This is a genomic window from Saccharopolyspora sp. NPDC002376, assembly GCF_053593195.1.
Window position 1 is genome coordinate 25,179 of sequence record NZ_JBSFBZ010000013.1, and the last position, 19,916, is coordinate 45,094.

13 protein-coding genes are annotated in these 19,916 nt (G+C 67.9%); 12 read left to right on the forward strand and 1 reads right to left on the reverse strand.

Annotated elements, in window-relative coordinates; all coding sequences use genetic code 11:
• Nucleotides 1–28: 28 nt before the first annotated feature.
• A complete protein-coding gene (locus ACWCO2_RS11685; protein ID WP_450127764.1) occupies nt 29–1,768 on the reverse strand; it encodes a glycoside hydrolase family 2 protein in 1,740 nt (579 codons plus the stop codon).
• 480 nt (nt 1,769–2,248) lie between these two features.
• Here ACWCO2_RS11685 and ACWCO2_RS11690 point away from each other — a divergent pair, with 480 nt between their 5' ends.
• The 12 genes from ACWCO2_RS11690 to ACWCO2_RS11745 all read left to right on the forward strand — a co-directional run bounded on the left by ACWCO2_RS11690 (nt 2,249) and on the right by ACWCO2_RS11745 (nt 19,842).
• Nucleotides 2,249–3,925, forward strand: a complete 1,677-nt coding sequence (locus ACWCO2_RS11690) for an AMP-binding protein (protein WP_450127765.1) — start codon at nt 2,249–2,251, stop codon at nt 3,923–3,925.
• 656 nt (nt 3,926–4,581) lie between these two features.
• The gene (locus ACWCO2_RS11695) at nt 4,582–6,285 is read left to right on the forward strand and encodes a glycine/sarcosine N-methyltransferase (RefSeq protein ID WP_450127684.1); all 1,704 of its coding nucleotides are present in this window, start codon (nt 4,582–4,584) and stop codon (nt 6,283–6,285) included.
• A gap of 75 nt (nt 6,286–6,360) precedes the next feature.
• Nucleotides 6,361–7,563 (forward strand): methionine adenosyltransferase, encoded by a 1,203-nt coding sequence (gene metK / locus ACWCO2_RS11700; protein WP_450127685.1) that lies wholly within the window; start codon nt 6,361–6,363, stop codon nt 7,561–7,563.
• A 120-nt stretch (nt 7,564–7,683) separates the two neighbouring features.
• Nucleotides 7,684–8,658, forward strand: coding sequence for a carbohydrate kinase family protein (locus tag ACWCO2_RS11705; RefSeq protein ID WP_450127686.1), 975 nt, complete (start codon nt 7,684–7,686; stop codon nt 8,656–8,658).
• Nucleotides 8,659–8,678: 20 nt separating this feature from the next.
• The gene (metH, locus tag ACWCO2_RS11710) at nt 8,679–12,245 is read left to right on the forward strand and encodes a methionine synthase (RefSeq protein WP_450127687.1); all 3,567 of its coding nucleotides are present in this window, start codon (nt 8,679–8,681) and stop codon (nt 12,243–12,245) included.
• Between the two features lie 102 nt (nt 12,246–12,347).
• The gene (gene ahcY / locus ACWCO2_RS11715) at nt 12,348–13,805 is read left to right on the forward strand and encodes an adenosylhomocysteinase (RefSeq protein WP_450127688.1); all 1,458 of its coding nucleotides are present in this window, start codon (nt 12,348–12,350) and stop codon (nt 13,803–13,805) included.
• A 430-nt stretch (nt 13,806–14,235) separates the two neighbouring features.
• Nucleotides 14,236–15,129, forward strand: coding sequence for a methylenetetrahydrofolate reductase (locus ACWCO2_RS11720; RefSeq protein ID WP_450127689.1), 894 nt, complete (start codon nt 14,236–14,238; stop codon nt 15,127–15,129).
• 424 nt (nt 15,130–15,553) lie between these two features.
• Nucleotides 15,554–15,736, forward strand: coding sequence for a hypothetical protein (locus ACWCO2_RS11725; RefSeq protein ID WP_450127690.1), 183 nt, complete (start codon nt 15,554–15,556; stop codon nt 15,734–15,736).
• Between the two features lie 23 nt (nt 15,737–15,759).
• Nucleotides 15,760–17,112: a wax ester/triacylglycerol synthase family O-acyltransferase gene (locus ACWCO2_RS11730; RefSeq protein ID WP_450127691.1), complete on the forward strand. Its 1,353-nt coding sequence runs from the start codon at nt 15,760–15,762 to the stop codon at nt 17,110–17,112.
• Nucleotides 17,113–17,163: 51 nt separating this feature from the next.
• Nucleotides 17,164–18,612: a carboxylesterase/lipase family protein gene (locus ACWCO2_RS11735; RefSeq protein ID WP_450127692.1), complete on the forward strand. Its 1,449-nt coding sequence runs from the start codon at nt 17,164–17,166 to the stop codon at nt 18,610–18,612.
• A 59-nt stretch (nt 18,613–18,671) separates the two neighbouring features.
• Nucleotides 18,672–19,652, forward strand: a complete 981-nt coding sequence (locus ACWCO2_RS11740; RefSeq protein WP_450127693.1) for a phosphatidylinositol-specific phospholipase C — start codon at nt 18,672–18,674, stop codon at nt 19,650–19,652.
• A 22-nt stretch (nt 19,653–19,674) separates the two neighbouring features.
• On the forward strand, nt 19,675–19,842 hold the full coding sequence (locus ACWCO2_RS11745) for a hypothetical protein (protein ID WP_450127694.1): 168 nt from the start codon (nt 19,675–19,677) through the stop codon (nt 19,840–19,842).
• Nucleotides 19,843–19,916 lie beyond the last annotated feature (74 nt).

Genomic DNA, 19,916 nt, shown 5'->3' on the forward strand with positions numbered 1-19,916 from the left:
CCGGTGCTGGTGGGCATGCCAGTCGACGTCAGGGGGTGCCCGCGTCGATGGCTTCCTGGTTGGCGGTGCGGACCGCGTCCTGGTCGGGTTTGAGGATTCGGCGGTCGTAGGTGAGGAAGCCGTTGACCTCGTTCTCCACGTCGGTGGTCTGGGTGTAGACCGCCGCGGACAAGCCGTTGGACTTGATGATCCGCACCAGGGCGTCGTTGACCTCGACGTAGCGCCGGGTCAAAGCCTCGCGGCTGTCGGTCATCTCGTACGCGCCGGGCGGGCCCGGCCACAGGTGGCCCTCCTCGACCAGCCCCAGACCGCCGTACTCGCCGTCGACCACCACGCGGTGGTCGCGCACCTGCGGGCTGCCCGGCCCCACGTAGGTGTGGTCGTCGTAGATGTCCCCGGCGCCGCTGTCGGGCAGCGAGTAGCAGCAGTTCACACCGCTGCTGATGTTGATGAGGCGGGTGGGGTCGGTGCGCTTGGTCAGGTCGGCGATGTCGGCGGTCTCGAACTCGCCCCAGCCTTCGTTGAACGGCACCCAGGCCACGATCGAGGTGACGCTGCGCAGTTGGTCGATCATGGCGGTCAGCTCGGTGCGGTAGTTGGCGCGCTCCTGCTCGGTCGGCGCCGGGTTGCTGCCCGGCGGGTCGGCGAGGTCGATCGGCAGCGACGGCATGTCCTGCCACACCAGCAGGCCCAGCCGGTCGGCCCAGAAGTACCAGCGGGCCGGTTCGACCTTGACGTGCTTGCGGACCATGTTGAAGCCCAGCTCCTTCGTGGCCTCCAGGTCGAAGCGCAGCGCTTCGTCGGTCGGCGCGGTGTAGATGCCGTCCGGCCAGAAGCCCTGGTCCAGGGGCCCGTGTTGGAACACGATCTTGCCGTTGAGCGCCATCCGCGGTCGGCCCTGCGCGTCGGGCAGCAGTTCGACGGTGCGGAGCCCGGCGTAGCTGCCCACCTCGTCGCCGGAGTCGAGCAGCCGCACCTTGATGTCGTAGAGGTACGGGTCGTCGGGCGTCCACAGGTGCGGCTCGGGCACCGGCAGCCGCAGCGTGGTGCCGGCCTGTCCTTCGGTCCGGGAGACCTCCTGGCCGTCCCGGTCGAGGACGACGGCTTCGACCGGCTGCCCGCCTTGCGCCGAGGTGTGCGCGGTGAGATCGAACCCGGTCAGGTCCGGGGTGATGTCGAGCTTGGCGACGTGCTCCGGCGGCACTGGCTCCAGCCAGGCGGTCTGCCAGATCCCGGAGGCCGAGGTGTAGAGGATTCCGCTCGGGTGGTTGCGCTGCTTGCCCACGGGATACGGGTTGGCCTCGTTGCGGTCCTCCACGGCGACCGAGACTTCCTGCCTGCCCTTGCCGTTGAGCGCATCGGTGATGTCCGCGCTGAATGCGGTGTAGCCGCCTTCGTGCACCGCGACCTGGCGGCCGTTGACCGACACCTCGGCCTTCTGGTCGACTGCGCCGAAGTGCAGCAGCACGCGTTGCCCGGCCCAGTCCGGCGGCAGCTGGAACGTCCGCCGGTACAGCATGTGGTCGTCGTGTCGCTGGATGCCCGACAGCCCGGATTCCGGCGGGTAGGGCACCAGGATCTGCTCGTGGGTCTGCCGCGGCGGCGTGCTGCCACCGCCGTAGGACCACAGGCCGTTGAGGTTCAGCCAGTGGTCGCGGGTCAGCTGCGGGCGGGGGTACTCGGGCAGCGCGTTGTCCGGGCCGACTTGGTCGGTCCACGGCGTGGTCAACGGCGGCGGCTTCGGCCGCCACGCCTCAGCGGAGGCCATCGCGGGGGGCGCGGTGATCCCGGAAGACGCCGCGAGCAGTGCGGTGAGCAGCAGGACGCGCAACAACAACGTTGCCTCCAGATGCAGGCGGAACCGAGAGGGATGTGTGCGAATTCCATTGAAATCGCACGTCCGACTTCAACGGAAGTCGCGTCGCGGTGGTCGGTGGAGGGCAGGCGGCGGGGGAGCCGGAGAGGGGATCGCTGCTCGAATCGCCGCGCAAGCCCATGCTGGAACCACTCCTCATCGCCGGGGGCGAGCTGTCGATTTTGATCGAACACGGAGCTCCATCAATCGACAACAATGACCATGAACGCACGGACAGTCAACGCGGCCGAAAGAGGGCCCGCAAATCGGAGCAAAGTCGTGGATCCGCTGGGATCAACGGGGTTACGTTGTTGGCCCGCTTCAGCATTCCGGCGATGTTGCCGAGCCCAGGAGGGTGTGGACGTGACCGAGGCCCGAGGTAGCGCTACCGAGATGTTCCTGACCGCGCGGGATTTTCTGTTGCGGCACCGGACGGACTACGACACCGCGCGGCGGGAGTTCCAGTGGCCGCGACCGGCCGAGTTCAACTGGGCGCTGGACTGGTTCGACTCGATCGGTCAGCGGCGCGACGGTACCGCGCTGTGGATCGTCGAGGCCGACGGCTCGGAGCGCAAGGTGTCGTTTCGGGCCATGACGCGGCGCTCCAACCAGGTCGCGAACTGGCTGCGCGGGCTCGGCGTGGCCCGCGGCGACCGGCTGGTGCTCATGCTGGGCAACCAGGTGGAGCTGTGGGAGACGATCCTGGCCGCGATGAAGCTCGGCGCGGTGATCATCCCGGCGACACCGCTGCTCGGCCCGGCCGACCTGCGCGACCGCATCGACCGGGGCCGCGCCAAGCACGTGGTGACCACATCGGCCGATGCCGCGAAGTTCGCCGACGTGCCCGGCGACTACACCCGGATCGCCGTCGGTGAGCCGGTTCCGGAGTGGACGTCCTATACGGACAGCGCTGTCGCCGACGAGGAGTTCACGCCGGACAGGACCACCCGCGCAGACGATCCGATGCTGCTGTACTTCACCTCCGGCACCACCGCGCTGCCGAAGTTGGTGGAGCACACCCACGTCTCCTACCCGATCGGACATCTGTCCACGATGTACTGGATCGGCCTGGAACCGGGCGATGTGCACCTCAACATCTCCTCGCCGGGATGGGCAAAGCACGCCTGGAGCAACGTCTTCGCGCCGTGGAACGCCGAATCGACGGTGTTCATCTACAACTACGAGCGGTTCGACGCCGCCGCGCTGATGGCGCAGATGCAGCGTTGCGGCGTCACCAGCTTCTGCGCCCCGCCGACGGTGTGGCGGATGCTGATCCAGGCCGACCTGACCACATTGGCCACTCCGCCGTCCAAAGTGGTCGGCGCGGGCGAGCCGCTGAACCCGGAGATCATCGAGCAGGTGCGCCGCGCCTGGCGGGTGACCATCCGCGACGGCTTCGGCCAGACCGAGACCAGCGTGCAGGTGGCCAATACCCCGGGGCAGGACGTGCGGTCCGGTTCGATGGGGCGGCCGCTGCCCGGGTTCGACGTCCAGCTGCTCGACCCGGTCACCGGTGAGCCCGCCGAGGAGGGCGAGATCTGCCTGGCGCTGCAGCCGCGCCCGGTGGGGCTGATGACCGGCTACGCCGACGACACCGAGCGCACCGCCGCGGTGACGCGGGGCGGTCACTACCACACCGGTGACGTCGGTTCCCGCGACGCGGACGGCTACATCACCTACGTGGGCCGCACCGACGACGTGTTCAAGGCCTCCGACTACCGGATCTCGCCGTTCGAGCTGGAGAGCGTGCTGCTGGAGCACGAGGCGGTCGCGGAGGCGGCGGTGGTGCCGGCGCCGGACGCCATCCGGCTGTCGGTGCCGAAGGCGTACGTGGTGCTCACCGGGCAGCACGAGCCGACCAGGGAGACCGCGCTGTCCATCCTGCGGTTCGCGCGCGAGCAGCTGGCGCCCTACAAACGGGTGCGGCGGCTGGAGTTCTACGAGCTGCCGAAGACGATCTCCGGCAAGATCCGCCGGGTGGAGCTGCGCCGCCGGGAGGACGAGCTGACCGACGCCGGCGGTCGGGGCGGGGAGTTCCGCGAGGAGGACTTCCCGGAGCTGAAGGGGTGAGCACGCGTGGCACGCGCCTCCGGGTGCGTGCCACGTTCCACCGCAGGTCCGAATGGGGGATCGAAACGTCGCGAATGGCACTGGAATTGCACGGGCCGGCATCGTAACATCTTTGGTCCGCGTCGCGATGAAACGGCTGAGAAGAGAAGAAGTCGACCGCCGCGGCGCCTGGTCATCCAATTCTCATCGGCTTGCGGTTGCGGAATTTTCAACTGTTGTGCTAAGTCGATGCGCGCGCAGTGTACACAACTCCATGACGCACTGCACGCATCCGATCGTTACCCCTCGTGCAAATACTCTGAATTGGCGCTGGTGGTAGCGCATTCATTCACCCAGGGTGATTTTTCGAATCACGCATTCATCGTATTGCGGTGATTAGCGTCACACGTTTGTACGCTTGCTTTGAGATCTCCTTCGCATAAGTTGTTCAACTGACGCAGGAATTCCGCGTCACGCCGATCGGCAAGGATGCCGATCGAGTGAGATCGGCGTTGTGCATTGCGGCCTTGAGCGTTTCTCGGCTGCCCGCGCCGATCTGAGGTGTTGCCTTTTTGCAGTGGCGACCCGGCGCGGCCACGGACGAGCTCGGGTGCGATTTTGCGCGCGCTCGAGTGTGTGCGGTGGCGCATGACCAACGTGAGTGGTGGGAGTGGAGCATGGCCAAGAGCGTGGACGACCTCGCATCCAGCGCAACCCCCGGATCTCCGGATACCGCCGATCTGGTGGCGCGCGAGGAGCAGGTGTTCGGCGAGAATCCGTTGGAAGTGCGCGAGTCCGACCACTACACCCACGAGTACGTCGGCAGCTTCGTGGAGAAGTGGGATGAGCTCATCGACTGGAAGAAACGCTACGAGAGCGAAGGCTCGTTCTTCATCGACCAGCTCAAGGCTCGCGGCGTTCGTTCGGTCCTCGACGTGGCCACCGGCACCGGATTCCACTCGGTGCGGCTGCTGGAGGAGGGCTTCGAGGCGGTTAGCGCCGACGGCAGCCCGCAGATGCTGGCCAAGGCCTTCAGCAACGGTCTGACCTACGGCGGTCACATCCTGCGCGTGGTGCACGCGGATTGGCGCTGGCTGAATCGTGACGTGCACGGCGAATACGACGCGATCATCTGCCTGGGCAACTCGTTCACCCACCTGTTCTCCGAACGGGATCGGCGCAAAGCGCTCGCTGAGTTCTACGCGATGCTCAAGCACGACGGCGTGCTGATCATCGACCAGCGAAATTACGACGCGATTCTGGACAACGGATTCTCCTCGAAGCACACCTATTACTACGCCGGTGATGATGTTTCCGCGGAACCGGATTACATCGACGACGGCCTGGCTCGATTCAAGTACACGTTCCCGGACAAGTCCGAATTCTTCTTGAACATGTACCCGCTGCGGAAGAACTACACGCGGCGGCTCATGCGCGAGGTCGGCTTCCAGCGGATCGACACCTACGGCGACTTCCAGGAGACCTACCACGACGACGAACCGGACTTCTTCATCCACGTCGCGGAGAAGAAGTACCGGCCGGACGAGGAGCTCTCCGACGTCTACTCGACCGCAGTGCACACCGCCCGCGATTACTACAACTCCGAGGACGCGGACAACTTCTACTACCACGTCTGGGGAGGCAACGACATCCACGTCGGCATCTACCAGACGCCCGACGAGGACATCGACGCCGCGTCCCGCCGGACCGTGGAGCGGATGGCGAGCAAGGTCGAGGTCACCCCGGACACCCGGATCCTCGACATCGGCTCCGGCTACGGCGGCGCCGCCCGCCACCTGGCCAAGACCTACGGCTGCAAGGTGTCCTGCCTCAACCTCAGCGAGGTGGAGAACGCCCGCAACGTCGAGTTCAACCGGGCCGTCGGCCTGGACGAGCTGATCGAGGTCAAGGACGGTTCCTTCGAGGACATCCCGTTCCAGGACAATGCCTTCGACATCGTCTGGTCGCAGGATGCGATCCTGCACAGCGGCGACCGGGAGCGGGTGCTGGAAGAGGTGACCCGCGTGCTCAAGGGCAGGGGTTCCTTCATCTTCACCGACCCGATGGCAGCCGACGGTGCGCGGATGAAGGACCTCGGGCCGATCCTGAACCGGATCAACCTCGACACGATGGGCTCCCCGAGCTTCTACCGCCGCGAGCTGGCCCGGCTCGGTCTGCAGAACTTCGAGTTCGACGACCTGACCCAGTACCTGCCCGTCCACTACGGGCGCGTGCTGGAGGTGCTGGAGAGCCGCGAGGCCGAGCTCGCCGACAAGATCAGCGACGAGTACCGGGCCAAGATGAAGACCGGTCTGAAGAACTGGGTCTCCGGTGGTAAGGCGGGCAACCTGGCCTGGGGCATCATCCACGCCCGGGCGTGAGACCCCCCGGTGCCGTAAATGGTCACCGCCGTACGCAAGGATCAACGCCGCAGCAGTGTGAGGTGAGGAGCAGTCGTGAGTGAGATCAACCGCAGGTTGTTCACCAGTGAGTCGGTGACCGAGGGACACCCGGACAAGATCTGCGATGCGATCAGCGACGCCGTGTTGGACGCGTTGTTGGCCCAGGACCCCAAGTCGCGCGTGGCCGTCGAGACCATGGTGACCACCGGTCAGGTGCACGTCGCCGGCGAGGTCACCACCAGCGCTTACGCCGACATCCCGACCATCGTGCGGGACAAGGTCCTGGAGATCGGCTACGACTCCTCCGCGAAGGGCTTCGACGGTGCTTCCTGCGGCGTCAACGTCGCGATCGGATCGCAGTCCCCGGACATCGCCCAGGGCGTGGACACCGCCCACGAGACCCGGGTCGAGGGCGCCGAGGACGAGATCGACAAGCAGGGCGCCGGCGACCAGGGCCTGATGTTCGGCTACGCCTGCAACGACACCGACGAGCTGATGCCGCTGCCGATCGCGCTGGCCCACCGCCTGTCGCGGCGGCTGACCAAGGTCCGCAAGGACGGCGTGCTGCCGTACCTGCGTCCCGACGGCAAGACCCAGGTCACCATCGAGTACGCCGGTGACCAGGCCGTTCGCCTCGACACCGTGGTGCTGTCCACCCAGCACGCCGCCGACATCGACCTCGAGGGCATGCTGGCCGGTGACATCAAGGAGAAGGTCATCGACCCGGAGATCGAGCGGGTCGGGCTGGACTCCGCCGACACCCGGCTGCTGGTCAACCCGACCGGCCGGTTCGTGGTCGGTGGCCCGATGGGCGACGCGGGCCTGACCGGTCGGAAGATCATCGTCGACACCTACGGCGGCATGGCCCGCCACGGCGGTGGCGCGTTCTCCGGCAAGGACCCGTCGAAGGTCGACCGCTCGGCCGCCTACGCGATGCGCTGGGTCGCCAAGAACGCCGTCGCCGCTGGTCTGGCCAGCCGCATCGAGGTGCAGGTCGCCTACGCGATCGGCAAGGCCGCCCCGGTGGGCCTGTTCGTCGAGACCTTCGGCACCGAGAACGTCGATCCGGTCAAGATCCAGGCCGCGGTCAACGAGGTCTTCGACCTCCGTCCGGCCGCCATCGTGCGTGACCTGGACCTCTTGCGCCCGATCTACGCCCCGACCGCCGCGTACGGTCACTTCGGGCGCAGTGACGTCGACCTGCCGTGGGAGCGCACCGACCGCGCCGAGGCGCTGAAGAGCGCCGCCGGCATCTGAGTCGGTCGCCCGGAGCTGGTGCGCGGGCTGCGGGGCGCGGGCAACTGCGCCCCGCAGCCCGGTGCGCCGGTCGTTCAATGGAGCTTAGGGGCCATCGCCCCCTGGTAAAGGAGTAGTGCAGTGCGGATTGCGGTGACCGGATCCATCGCCACCGACCACCTGATGACCTACCCCGGTAGGTTCGCCGAGCAGCTCGTCGCCGACCGCCTGGAGCAGGTGTCGCTGTCGTTCCTGGCCGACGAGCTGGTGCTGCGCCGCGGTGGGGTGGCGCCCAACATCACCTTCGGCCTCGGGCAGCTGGGCGTCGGATCGATCCTGGTCGGCGCCGTCGGCCGCGACTTCGACGACTACCGATCCTGGCTGGAGCGGCACGGCGTGGACACCGGCTCGGTGCACGTCTCGGAGACCAAGCACACCGCTCGGTTCCTGTGCACCACCGACACCGACTTCAACCAGATCGCCACCTTCTACGCCGGTGCGATGGCCGAGGCCCGCGACATCGAGCTCAAGCCGGTCGCCGACCGCGTCGGCGGACTGGACGTGGTCGTCGTCTCCGCCAACGACCCGGACGCGATGCTGCGGCACACCCAGGAGTGCCGGGACCGCGGCTACCGGTTCCTCGCCGACCCCGGCCAGCAGCTGGCCCGGATGGACGGCGACGCGATCCGCAAGCTGGTCGACGGTGCCGAGTACCTGTTCACCAACGAGTATGAGCACGGCCTGCTGCTGCAGAGCACCGGCTGGAGCCACGGCGAGGTGCTCGACCGGGTCGGCAAGTGGGTGACGACGCTGGGCCCCAAGGGCGTCCAGGTGGAGTCGAAGGACCAGCCCACCCTCGAGGTGGCTCCGCCGAGGGAGAAGCAGAAGGGCGACCCGACCGGCGTCGGCGACGCGCTGCGCGCCGGGTTCCTGGCCGGCCTTTCCCACGATATGGAACTCGAGCGGACGCTCCAGCTAGGTTGCGCGCTGGCGACCGTTTCACTGGAGGCGGACGGCCCGCAGGAGTACCAGGTGGAGCGCGAATCGTTCCTCGTTCGAGTCGCCGAGGCATACGGTGACGAGGCTGCGGGTGAGATCGGGGCGAAGCTCAGCTGAGCAACGGGAGTAGGCACGGCATGGCAGATCGGCAGAACGATCCGAGCGGGTTCCTGACCGCCCTCGGCGAGCGCGTCCTCGTCGCCGACGGCGGGATGGGCACCGCGTTGCAGGGCTTCGACCTGACGCTGGACGACTTCGCCAACCTGGAGGGCTGCAACGAGATCCTGAACGTGACCCGGCCCGATGTGGTGTCCTCGATCTACCGGGGCTACCTGGAGGCGGGCTCGGACGCGATCGAGACCAACACCTTCGGCGCGAACTGGGCCAACCTCGCCGAGTACGACATCCCGGAGCGCATCCGGGAGCTAGCCGAGAAGGGCTCGGCGCTGGCCCGCGAGGCCGCCGACAAGTACTCCACCCCGGACCGGCCCCGGTTCGTGCTGGGCTCGGTCGGTCCGGGCACCAAGCTGCCGACGCTGGGCCACGCTCCCTACACGCAGCTGCGCGACGCCTACCTCGAGCAGGTCCTGGGCATGCTCGACGGCGGCATCGACGTGGTGCTCGTGGAGACCTCGCAGGACCTGCTGCAGACCAAGGCCTCGATCGTCGCCGCCAAGCGGGCGATGGCCCAAGCCGGGCGGCACGTGCCGATCATCGCGCAGGTCACCGTGGAGACCACCGGCACCATGCTGGTCGGCTCGGAGATCGGCGCGGCGCTGACCGCGCTGGAGCCGCTGGGCATCGACCTGATCGGGATGAACTGCGCGACCGGTCCCGCGGAGATGAGCGAGCACCTCCGGGTGCTGGCGCAGAACTCCCGGATCCCGCTGTCGGTGATGCCCAACGCCGGCCTGCCCGAGCTGGGCCCCAACGGCGCGGTGTACCCGCTGCAGCCCGACGAGCTGGCCGAAGCGCTGGTCGGCTTCGTCAACGACTACGGCGCACGCCTGGTCGGCGGCTGCTGCGGCACCACCACCGAGCACGTGCGTGCGGTGGCCGAGGCGGTCCGGGGGATCACCCCCGAGCCGCGCAGCCCGGAGCACGTTCCGGCGGTGTCGTCGGTGTACCAGACGGTGCCGTTCGACCAGGACGCCTCGATCCTCAACGTCGGCGAGCGGACCAACACCAACGGTTCCAAGGCGTTCCGCGAGGCGATGCTGGAGGGCCGCTACGACGACTGCGTGGAGATCGCCAAGGCCCAGACCCGCGAGGGCGCGCACATGCTCGACCTGTGCGTGGACTACGTGGGCCGGGACGGCACGGTCGACATGCGGGAGCTGGCCTCGCGGCTGGCCACCGCCTCGACGCTGCCGATCATGGTCGACTCCACCGAGCCCGAGGTGATCCAGGCCGGACTGGAGCACCTGGGCGGCCGGTGCGCGATCAACTCGGTCAACTGGGAGGACGGCCACGAGCCGGGCTCCCGTTACGAGCGGGTCATGCGGATGGCCGTCGAACACGGCGCCACCGTGGTGGTGACCTGCATCGACGAGGAGGGCCAGGCACGCACCGCGGAGTGGAAGCTGCGAGTCGCCGAGCGGCTGATCGAGGACATGACCACCAACTGGGGTCTGGACGAGTCCGCGATCATCATCGACTGCCTGGTCTTCCCGATCACCACCGGTCAGGAAGAGGTCCGCAAGGACGCCATCGAGACGATCAACGCGATCCGGGAGCTCAAGACGCGCCACCCGGAGGTGCAGACCACGCTGGGCCTGTCCAACGTGTCCTTCGGTCTGAACCCGGCGGCGCGGCAGGTGCTCAACTCGGTGTTCCTCAACGAGTGCCGGGAAGCCGGGCTGGACACCGCGATCCTCAACGCCTCCAAGATCCTGCCGATGAGCAAGATCGACGAGAAGGCTCGCAACGTCGCCCTGGACCTGGTCTACGACCGGCGCCGCGAGGGCTACGACCCGCTGCAGAAGTTGATGGAGCTGTTCGAGGGGCAGACCGCGAAGTCCAGCAGCGCCTCCCGTGCTGCGGAGCTCGCCAAGCTGCCGCTGTTCGAGCGGCTGGAGCGGCGGATCGTCGACGGCGAGCGCAACGGCCTGGAGGCCGACCTGGAAGCGGCGATGCTCGAGAAGGCGCCGCTGCAGATCATCAACGAGAACCTGCTGGCCGGCATGAAGGTCGTCGGCGAGCTGTTCGGTTCCGGGCAGATGCAGCTGCCGTTCGTGCTGCAGTCCGCCGAGGTGATGAAGGCCGCGGTGGCGCACCTGGAACCGCACATGGAGAAGGACGACTCCAGCGGCAAGGGCAAGCTGCTGCTGGCCACGGTCAAGGGCGATGTGCACGACATCGGCAAGAACCTGGTCGACATCATCGTGTCCAACAACGGCTACGACGTGGTCAACATCGGCATCAAGCAGCCGATCGGCGCCATCCTCGAAGCCGCCGAGGAGCACCGCGTCGACGCCATCGGCATGTCCGGCCTGCTGGTGAAGTCCACGGTGATCATGAAGGAGAACCTGGAGGAGATGAACTCCAGGGGGCTGGCGCAGAAGTACCCGGTGATGCTGGGTGGTGCGGCGCTGACCCGCTCCTTCGTCGAGCACGACCTCGACGAGGCCTACCAGGGCGACGTCCGCTACGCCAAGGACGCCTTCGAGGGCCTGCACCTGATGGACCGGCTGATGTCCATCAAGCGCGGTGACAGCCCCGAGGAGGACGCCGCTGAGGAGGCCAAGAAGGCCGAGCGCAAGGCCCGGCGCGAGCGTTCGCTGCGCATCGCGGAGAAGCGCAAGGCCGAGCAGGGCGAGGAGCCCGGTTACGACGACACCACCCGGTCCGACGTGGCCACCGACGAGCCGGTGCCGACCCCGCCGTTCTGGGGATCCAAGGTGGTCAAGGGCGTCGCTGTCGCCGACTACCTGGCGCTGCTGGACGAGCGGGCGACGTTCTTCGGCCAGTGGGGCCTGCGCGGCGCCAAGAAGGGCGAAGGCCCTTCCTACGAGGAGCTGGTCGAGACCGAAGGCCGGCCGCGGATGCGGCACTGGATCGACGAGCTGTCCACCGCGGGCATCCTGCAGCACGCGGCGGTGGTCTACGGCTACTTCCCGTGCGTGACCGAGGGCAACCACCTCGTCGTGCTGGACAAGGACGAGCCGGACGCCCCGGAGCGCACCCGGTTCTTCTTCCCGCGGCAGAAGCGCGACCGGCGGCTGTGCCTGTCGGACTTCTTCCGCACCCGGGAGCAGGCCGAGCGCACCGGCCAGGTGGACGTGCTGCCGATGCAGCTGGTCACCATGGGCCAGCCGATCGCCGACTACGCCAACGAGCTGTTCGCGAAGAACGCCTACCGGGACTACCTGGAGGTGCACGGGCTGAGCGTGCAGCTCACCGAGGCGCTGGCCGAGTACTGGCACCGCCGCGTCCGCCGCGAGCTGGCCTGGTCCAAGGGCGGCACGGTGGCCCAGGAGGACCCCGAGGACGTGCGGGAGTTCTTCAAGCTCGGCTACCGCGGTGCCCGGTACTCCTTCGGCTACGGCGCGTGCCCGGACATCGAGGACCGCGCCAAGATCGTCGACCTGCTCGAGTCCGAACGCATCGGCGTGGTGCTGTCCGAGGAGTTCCAGCTCCACCCGGAGCAGTCCACCGACGCGATCGTGGCGCACCACCCCGAAGCCAAGTACTTCAACACGTAAAGCGCGGATCGACGCAGGTCGGCGCCGTGGGAATGGCGTTACCCTGCACACGAACCCGATCCGCGGAGACCTGACAAGATCTCCGAAACGAGAAAGGAAGCCATGAGCGCGAAGCTGCAGAAGGTCAACGGCCTGGAGTTCGCCGTCAGGGATCTGGCGCTGGCCGAGGCCGGGCGGCACCAGATCCGGTTGGCCGAGCACGAGATGCCGGGCCTGATGGCGACCCGCGAGGAGTACGCGGCCGCCCAGCCGTTGAAGGGCGCGCGGATCGCCGGCTCGCTGCACATGACCGTGCAGACCGCCGTGCTGATCGAGACCCTGGTCGCGCTGGGCGCCGAGGTCCGCTGGGTGTCCTGCAACATCTTCTCCACCCAGGACGAGGCCGCCGCGGCGATCGTCGTCGGCCCGAACGGCACCCCGGACAAGCCCGAGGGCATCCCGGTGTTCGCCTGGAAGGGCGAGACGCTGGAGGAGTACTGGTGGTGCACCGACCAGCTGTTCCAGTTCGGCGAGCAGGGCCCGAACATGATCCTCGACGACGGCGGTGACGCCACCCTGCTGGTGCACAAGGGCGTCGAGTTCGAGGCGACCGGCGTGGTGCCGCAGGCTTCCGAGGACGACCCGGACGAATACAAGGTCATCCTGGAGACGCTGCGCAACAGCATCGCCGCCGACGGCAAGCGGTTCACCAAGATCGCTGCGGAGATCAAGGGCGTCACCGAGGAGACCACCACCGGCGTGCACCGGCTCTACGAGCTGGCCAAGACCGGTGAACTGCTGTTCCCGGCGATCAACGTCAACGACTCGGTCACCAAGTCGAAGTTCGACAACAAGTACGGCTGCCGCCACTCGCTGGTCGACGGCATCAACCGCGCCACCGACGTGCTCATCGGCGGCAAGGTCGCGGTGATCTGCGGCTACGGCGACGTCGGCAAGGGCTCCGCGGAGTCGCTGCGCGGCCAGGGCGCCCGCGTGATCGTCACCGAGGTCGACCCGATCTGCGCGCTGCAGGCGGCGATGGACGGATACCAGGTCACCACCCTGGAAGAGGTCGTCTCGATCGCGGACATCTTCGTCACCACGACCGGCAACTTCAACATCATCACCGCCGACCACATGGCGCAGATGAAGCACAACGCCATCGTGGGCAACATCGGCCACTTCGACAACGAGATCGACATGGCCGGCCTGGAGAAGACCCCGGGCGTCAAAAAGCAGGAGATCAAGCCGCAGGTCCACGAGTACGCGTTCCCGGACGGGCACTCGATCATCGTGCTGTCCGAGGGCCGCCTGCTGAACCTGGGCAACGCCACCGGCCACCCCAGCTTCGTCATGTCGAACTCGTTCACCAACCAGACGATCGCCCAGATCGAGCTGTTCACCAAGCCGGGCGAGTACGACAAGCAGGTCTACGTGCTGCCGAAGCACCTGGACGAGAAGGTCGCCCGCCTGCACCTCGACGCTCTGGGCGTCAAGCTCACCAAGCTGACCAAGGAGCAGGCCGCGTACATCGGCGTCGACGTCGACGGCCCGTACAAGCCGGAGCACTACCGGTACTGAGTTCGTCCGAGGTTTAAAGAGCTGCACTCGTCCTGAGCGGCGGTGCGGGTAGCGGAACCTCAGAGGCTTTCTCGCTGCGGGATCCCGTTTTCATGTATGACAAATACACTGCAAACGGGCTGTCCACGCGAGAAAGCCTCTGAGAACCCGCGGCGGTGCCGGTTGCGAGGGTGGGCTATGCGCCTGGCGGCGCATGCGACGTTCGCCGACCGTCGCCAGTTGAGCCTCGCGGTAGCTGTTCACCGCCGAAAGCGGCCCCGCCGCTTGCCTGACGGTGGTCGACTTGGTGATCCGCGTCGCCACCGCGGGGTCCGCGAGCACGTTGGGCTGCTGTGGCAGCCCGAAGTGCTCACGGGGTTGGGTTCTGCTGCCCGGGACGGTGCGGTTCTGCCGCTTGACGAGACCAAGCTGGGAATGAGGGAGGCCAGTAATGACCAAAGTCATCGACCGGCTGCGCCCCGGCAAGACGGTGTTCTCGGTGGAGTTCTTCCCGCCGAAGACCGACGAGGAGGAACGCCACCTGTGGCGAGCCATCCGGGAGCTGGAGCCGCTGGACCCCGCTTACGTGTCGGTCACCTACGGCGCGGGTGGATCCAGCCGGGACCGCACGGTGCGCACCACCGGCCGGATCGCCAACGACACCACCCTGGTGGCGATGGCGCACCTGACCGGGGTGAACCACTCGATCGCCGAGCTGCGGCACGTCATCGGGTCGTACGCGGCCGAGGGCATCAAGAACGTGCTGGTGATCCGCGGCGACCCGCCGGGCGACCCGCTGGGCGAGTGGATCCCGCACCCGGAGGGCATCACCTACGCCGACGAGCTGGTGCGCTTGGTGCGCGAGTGCGGTGACTTCAGCGTGGGCGTCGCGGCGTTCCCGCACCTGCACCCGCGCTCGCCCGACCTGGAGTCGGACACCAAGCACATGGTCAACAAGCTGCGGGCCGGGGCGGACTTCTCGGTGGCGCAGATGTTCCTGGAACCGGAACGCTTCCTGCGGCTGCGGGACCGGTTGGCCCAGCACGGCTGCGACCAGCCGCTGCTGCCGGGGATCATGCCGATCACCACGCCGAAGGTGCTGGGCATGACGACCCAGCTGAGCAACATGACGATCCCGGACGAGGTCTCGGCGGTGCTGGACCCGCTGCGCGAGGACGCGGCCGGTTTCCGGGCGGCCGGGCTGGAGATCACCACCCGGCTGTGCGAGAAGCTGATCGCCGAAGGCGTTCCGGCGCTGCACTTCTACAGCCTCAACCGGTCCAAGGCCACCCGCGAGGTGCTGGCAAACCTCGGGCTGATCGGGGGCGTGCTGAAGGCCGCCTGACCCGCTGAACCGAACAACCCCGCCGTCCCGGTCAGACCGCCGGGCGGCGGGGTTTTTCGCTTGCACCGCAGGTGAATCCGCTCACAGGGCGCTGGGCAGATCAATGCGCGGTGTCACCGGCTCCCGTGCCAGATGTCGGATTCGTGCTGGCTCCGTGCGCCGTGTGGGGGACCAGGTGCCGGTCCGGGCGCACGCAACGAAGCGATCACGCTCGGCTTTGCGCATTCTTGACACCGCCCTGTTCTTCCCCGCGCTTTCCGCTCCGTTATGGTCGAAGCACTCGCCGCTCGCAGCAGGGTCCATTTCGGACTCCGCTGCTGGGTGCAATGGTGCGCCGACGTGAAGAGGACGTGTCGGACTCCGGAATGGGAAACGGGTTTTCCGGTCGTACCGGATGGCGTCCGCAGCAGGGAGGACCAGATCGATGTCGGTGCCGCCAGCAGTGCCCGAACACCGCGTGATCGCAGGTGGGGCGGGGGACGAGCCCACGGTTGAAGGTGAATTGGTTTCGGAATTGCCGGACCGGGCGTTCGGCGAACTCGCCGAGAAGCTGGCCGCCGGAATTTGTCGATCCCTGGGTGTTCATGGCTCGGAAACAATCCCTTAACCGCGGTGCCGGATGATTCCGGCATGACGTCGATCACGCGACGAGGTGTGCCGATGATGACGAGTGGGATCAACACGCTCGACTGGGCTTTCCTGTGCCTGGAACGGGAAACCGCGCCGATGCACCTCGGCGCGGTCGCGGTGTTCGCCCCGCAGGGCGAGTCGGACCGCGAGCGGCTGCTGGCGCTGCTGGCCGAGCGCGCCCAGCGGATCGCGCGGCTGCGGCTGCGCCTGGACCGGTCCTGGATGCAGCCGCGCTGGACCGAGGCGCCCGGCTTCGATGCTGCCGAGCACGTGCACGGCCACCAGGTGCCCACTCCGGGCGGCCGCGAGGAGCTGGCCGAGCTGGTCGCGGAACTGGCCGCCGAGTCGCTGGACCGGCGCCGCCCGTTGTGGGAACTGCACCTGATCACCGGACTGGCCGAGGGCCGGTTCGCGGTGCTGGTGAAGTTCCACCACGCGCTGGCCGACGGCCGCGACGCGGTGGAGGTCGGTCTCGGACTGCTCGACGGTCTCACCCCGAAGCCCGGAACCGTCCCAGCGCCGCGCAATCCGATCGGCGATGCGATGGGGCTGCTCGGACGTCCGCAGCAGCTGTTCGGCACGGTGCGCTCGACCCTAGCGAAGTCGGGGGAGTCGCTCGGCATCGCCTCTTCCGTGATGCGCAACGTGCGGCTCCCGCAGTCGGATTCGCCCCTGCACGCCTCCGGTTCCGCGGCACGCAAAGTCGCCCTCGTGCCGCTGGATCTGGCCGAACTGCGCCAGATCCGCGCCCAGCACGGCGGCACGACCAACGACGTGGTGCTCGCGGTGATCTCCGGAGCCCTGCGCCGGTGGCTGGCCACCCGCGGGCACGACCTCGAACTGCCGGTGCGCGTGCTGGTCCCCGTGTCCAGGCGCCGTGCGAACCAGCGCAACGGCGGGAACAACCAGCTCTCCGGCTACCTGTGCGAGCTGCCGGTGGCCGAGCTGGACCCGGTCGCGCGGTTGCAGTGGATCAGGGCGGAGATGGCGCGCAACAAGAGCGCAGGACCGCAGCGCGGGCCCGGTGCGTTCCCGGTGCTGGCCGGGCGGATGCCGCAACTCGTGCACCAGGTGGCGGGGCCACTGGCCGGGCAGGGCGCGGCGCTGCTGTTCGACGCGCTGATCAGCAACGTCCCGCTGCCGAGCTTCCGCGCAACCCTGGACGGCGCGGAGCTCGCCGAGCTCTACCCGGTGGCGCCGCTGGCGGCCGGGCACGCGCTGGCGATCGCCGTGTCGCAGTTCAACGGCGCGGTGCACGTCGGGGTGCAGGCCAACCGAGCCGCGGTGCCGGACCTGGAGAAGTTCCGCGAGGCCCTGCCGCTGGCGGTCGCCGAACTGGCCGACCGCGCTTGAGCTCGGAGGAAATCAGCCGCGCAAACGGAGTTTTCCTGGTTTCATGAGGACATGGACCTTGTGGCGCGGACCGAGCACGGTGCGGTGCGTGGTGTCGCCGACGGCGAGTTGAGCGTTTTCAAAGGAATTCCTTACGCAGCCCCGTTGGACGGGCCGCGCCGGTTCCAAGCGCCACAACCCCCTGAGCCCTGGGACGGGGTGCGGGATGCGTCCGAGTTCAGCGCTGCGGTGCCGCAGCCGGTGCTCCTGCCGGGCATCCCGGCGGCGTGGAATCCCGGTGACAGCACGGATTCGCTGACCCTCAACGTGTGGACGCCGGACCGCGCTGGCGGGCTGCCGGTGATGGTGTGGATCCACGGCGGCGCCTACCTCGGCGGGACGAGCGGGGAGTACGACCCGACGCGGCTGGCGCAGGCCGGTGTGGTCGTGGTGACGGTGAACTACCGGGTCGGATACGAGGGATTCGGCCGTGTGCAGGACGCTCCGGCCAACCGCGGCATCCTGGACCAGCTGGCGGCGTTGCGCTGGGTGCAGAACAACATCGCGGCGTTCGGCGGCGACTCGGGCAACGTGACGATCTTCGGTGAGTCCGCCGGGGCGACCTCGGTGGTCACGCTAGCCGCCGGATCGGCCCGGCAAGGACTGTTCCGCCGCGGCATCGCGCAGAGCGTCGGTGCGCTTTTCTGCGCTGAGGACGAGTTCAGCAAGGCCAGTGACCTGGTCGTCAGCCGCCTGGGGGTTCCGGCGACGGCCGACGCGTTGGGCGAGGTGTCACCGGAAACCATCCACACCGCGCAAACGGCGGCGATGGCGGAGATGAACGAGAACCGCGCGGCCTGGACGAATTCGACGCCGTACGCGGTGGTCTTCGACGGCGAAGTCCTCGACGACCTGCCGTGGGCGATGCTGCGCGGCGGCTCGGGTCAGGGCGTGGACCTGATCTGCGGTTACAACGCCGACGAAGCCACCATGTTCACGGCGGACCTGCCCGCGGCCGTCAAGGATCCGGCGCTGTTGGCACGAGGCCTGCGGCTGGATCCGTCCGCGGTGGAGCAGTACCGGGCCGGATATCCGGGAACGGACGACGCGGCGCTGTACACGCTGATGCTCAGCGACAACCTGTTCCGGATTCCGGCGTTGTGGAGCGCTGAAGCGCACGCTCAGGCGGGCGGCCGCAGCTATCTCTACGAGTTCGCGTGGCCCAGCCCGCTCAACGGTGGAGTGTTCGGCGCGTGCCACGGCCTGGACCTGCCGTTCACCTTCGGCGTCGCGGGAGACCCGCTCCGCCGGATGCTCGGCGAGGAGATGCCCGCGGACTTCGAGGTCCTCTCGGCGGAACTGCGCGAGTCCTGGATCTCCTTCGCCACGACCGGTGACCCGGGCTGGCCGACGTACTCGGAGGCCGACCGCCGCGTCCGCATCTGGAACGTCCCGTCGTCGGTGGTCGCGGACCCGATCAAGGCCTCGCGGGAGATCTGGCAGCACCGCTTCTCGGGCTGAACTGGCGATTTCCCGCCATTCGGGCCGTTGTTGCAGCAGGGGCGGGAATTCTGGGGCGCATGTCTGGGAAGGCGGTTCGCGCGGCAGCTGTGCTCGCGCTGGCGTTGTCGGTCTCGATGGTGCCGGGGACGGCGGCTGCCGCGCCGTACTGCCAGAGCATCACCGATGCGTCGAACCCGGACTGGATGGCCGGGCTGCCCGACGATGCGAGCCTGGCGCAGCTGTCGATCCCAGGCACGCACCAGACCCTGTCGCTGCATGGCGGGGACCTCTCCCAGACGCAGGAGAACCACGGCGACAGCGCGGAAACCCTCGCCGTCCAGCTGCAGTCGGGCATCCGCGCCATCGACATCCGGGTGCGCCGCTACGACGACAAGTTCACCCTGCACCACGGGCCCTTCTACCAGAACGCGAACTTCTCCGACGTGCTGCAGAAGGCAGGCGACTTCCTGGCCGCGCACCCGGGCGAAACGCTGCTGCTGCGGCTGAAAGCCGAGTGCACCGGCGAAACCGGCTCCTGCACCGACGAGAACAGCCAGCTCGACGAGACCCAGATCCTGGACTGGTACCGCGATAACGACCCCAACGGCAAGTACCTGCACGACCCAGCGGGTGGCGTGATGCCCACGCTCGGCGAAGCGCGCGGCAAGATCGTGCTGACGGCGCTGCAGGGCCCGCGCGGCGGACTGCACCAGGGGCGCGGCATCGGCCAGTTCAACGACGAAACCTGGGGCACCTACGTCCAGGACGAGTACAACGTGCCGACGCTGTTCGACATCGACGACAAGTGGACGAAGGTCCGCGACCACCTGGACAAGACGACGGCGGCGGACCAGGGCGAGATGTTCCTGAACTTCACCAGCGGCTCCAGCGCCGCGGCGTTCCCGAACGCGGTTGCCTGCGGAGCGGCGGGATTCCGGGGCGTGAACGACTATGCCCTGGAACACTTGCAGGGCAACGATCTTCCTCGCACCGGCGTGATCATGATGGACTTCCCGGGTGCGGACCTGGTGAACACCATCATCGCGACGAACAGCTGACCTCCTGCACGGGCGATGCGGCATGATCATGCCGGAACGCTTGGGGTCGCCGTCCGACGTTGCCGAGATGCTCGAATGGCGCCCGGAAACGACGGCGATGAGCGTCCCCGACACGACCCACGAACTGCACCTCGAACAGCCAGAGGTCCTCCACAACGTCCTCGCGCACTTCCTCGAAGCCTCCGCCTGATCCGGTTTCCAAATTTAGGGAAATTTGGAAACCCACAGTGCTCGCCCGGTGACTGTGCAGAAGGTCGTTGCTCT

Bases quoted from the DNA above. Each gene is read 5' to 3' on its own strand.
- ACWCO2_RS11685 (WP_450127764.1), bottom strand. From the start codon at position 1,768: ATGGCCTCCGCTGAGGCGTGGCGGCCGAAGCCGCCGCCGTTGACCACG.
- ahcY (WP_450127688.1), top strand. From the start codon at position 12,348: ATGAGCGCGAAGCTGCAGAAGGTCAACGGCCTGGAGTTCGCCGTCAGG.
- ACWCO2_RS11720 (WP_450127689.1), top strand. From the start codon at position 14,236: ATGACCAAAGTCATCGACCGGCTGCGCCCCGGCAAGACGGTGTTCTCG.
- ACWCO2_RS11745 (WP_450127694.1), top strand. From the start codon at position 19,675: ATGATCATGCCGGAACGCTTGGGGTCGCCGTCCGACGTTGCCGAGATG.
- ACWCO2_RS11695 (WP_450127684.1), top strand. From the start codon at position 4,582: ATGGCCAAGAGCGTGGACGACCTCGCATCCAGCGCAACCCCCGGATCT.
- ACWCO2_RS11725 (WP_450127690.1), top strand. From the start codon at position 15,554: ATGTCGGTGCCGCCAGCAGTGCCCGAACACCGCGTGATCGCAGGTGGG.
- metH (WP_450127687.1), top strand. From the start codon at position 8,679: ATGGCAGATCGGCAGAACGATCCGAGCGGGTTCCTGACCGCCCTCGGC.
- ACWCO2_RS11730 (WP_450127691.1), top strand. From the start codon at position 15,760: ATGACGTCGATCACGCGACGAGGTGTGCCGATGATGACGAGTGGGATC.
- ACWCO2_RS11740 (WP_450127693.1), top strand. From the start codon at position 18,672: ATGTCTGGGAAGGCGGTTCGCGCGGCAGCTGTGCTCGCGCTGGCGTTG.
- ACWCO2_RS11690 (WP_450127765.1), top strand. From the start codon at position 2,249: ATGTTCCTGACCGCGCGGGATTTTCTGTTGCGGCACCGGACGGACTAC.
- ACWCO2_RS11735 (WP_450127692.1), top strand. From the start codon at position 17,164: ATGGACCTTGTGGCGCGGACCGAGCACGGTGCGGTGCGTGGTGTCGCC.